At 58.4% G+C, this 1,715-nt stretch carries 1 protein-coding gene; it reads right to left on the bottom strand.

The features are described from left to right. The coding region (locus Q0339_RS01535) for a copper-translocating P-type ATPase (RefSeq protein WP_298077020.1) at positions 1 to 1,715 on the bottom strand (1,715 nt) is incomplete at both ends.

Here is a 1,715-nt window from a genome sequence, read left to right on the forward strand (position 1 = left end):
GTCCCCCGGCCAATGGCCAAGCCCACATCTGCCTGGGCCAGAGCAGGCGCATCATTGATGCCGTCCCCTACCATGGCCACCTTGAGTCCTTTGGCCTGCAAATCAGCCACTACCTGCGCCTTGTCCGCAGGCAGAACGTCGCTAATGACTTGGTCAATGCCAGCTTCTGCAGCCAAAGCCTGCGCCGTCTTGGCATTGTCGCCCGTCAACATAATGACCTGCAAGCCCATGGCCTTGAGACGGCGGACAGCCTCCGGACTGGTCGCCTTGAGCGGGTCGGCCACCGCAATCAGGCCTAGGAGCTCATGCTCATTAGCCACATAAATTGGCGTCTTGCCCCCAGCCGCCAAAGCCGCCGCCTGCTCTTCTGCCTGACCCAAATCCAGCCCCTGCTCTTGCATGAGCCGTCGGTTGCCCAGGTAATAAGTCGCCTGATCTAGCCGGACTTGAATCCCCGACCCGGTCAGAGATTGGAAGTCAGTCACTTCAGGCAAAGCCAGCTCCCGCTCACGGGCACCGGCCACAATGGCCTGACCCAGTGGGTGCTCAGAGTTAACTTCAGCCGCAGCTGCCAAGGCCAGTAACTGATCTGGCGTCCAGCCTGTCAGAGGCAGGACATCGGTCACTTGGGGTTGGCCCTGGGTCAGGGTCCCCGTCTTATCCAAGACTACGGCGTCCACTTGGTGGGCCATTTCCAGAGCAGTCCCGGACTTAATCAGGATGCCCTGCTCGGCCCCTTTACCTGTCCCCACCATAATGGCCGTCGGTGTCGCCAGACCCAACGCACAAGGGCAGGCAATGACCAGGACTGCAATGCTAATGGTCAAGGCAAAGGCCCAGGACTGGCCGCCAATCAGGTACCAGGCCAGACCAGCCACTAGGGCCAGGGTCATAACTACTGGCACGAAGACAGCCGAAACCCGGTCAGCCAACTGGGCAATAGGGGCTTTAGAGCCTTGCGCTGCTTGAACTAAATGAATAATCTGCGCCAAGGTGGTGTCTTGGCCCACTTTATTGGTTTCAACAATTAAAGACCCCTGCTGGTTGAGGCTGGCGCCCACCACTTGGTCGCCTACCTTTTTAGCAACTGGCAGGCTCTCACCGGTCAACATGGACTCGTCCACCCAGGATTGGCCTTCCACTACCCGGCCGTCGACCGGAATCTTTTGTCCAGGTCGCACCCGAACTAGGTCGCCCACTTGGACTTGGTCCAGTGGCAGGGTCACTTCCTGGCCATCTCGTAAGACCTGAGCCTCTTGAGGGGCCAGCTTAATCAGGGCCTGAATGGCGGCTGAGGTCTGGCCCTTGGACCGGGCTTCGAAATATTTACCTAGTGTCACCAGGGTCAGGATGACGCCGGCTGACTCATAATAGAGGGACATGGCCGCATGGTGGTCGCCCAACCAGACTTGAATACTACTATAGAGGCTATAGGCTACCGCCGCACTCGTTCCCAGGGCAACCAGAGAATCCATATTAGGATGGCCCTTGACCAAATGCTTAAAGCCATTTAGGAAGAAGGACCGCCCCAACCAGAGAATGGGCAGGGTCAAGGCCAGCTGCAGACTAACAAAGAGCTGACCATCCCCGCGATGGCTGAGCCAAGTTGGTAAGGTCAGGCCCACCATTTCGGCCATGGCTAGATAGAGCAGTGGCAAGGCGAAAATGGCCGACAGCCAGAAACGACGCCAGAGGGCTGCTTGGTGGCTGGCCTT

Origin of the sequence: uncultured Abiotrophia sp., from assembly GCF_938010525.1 — a bacterium.
Lineage (GTDB): Bacteria > Bacillota > Bacilli > Lactobacillales > Aerococcaceae > Abiotrophia.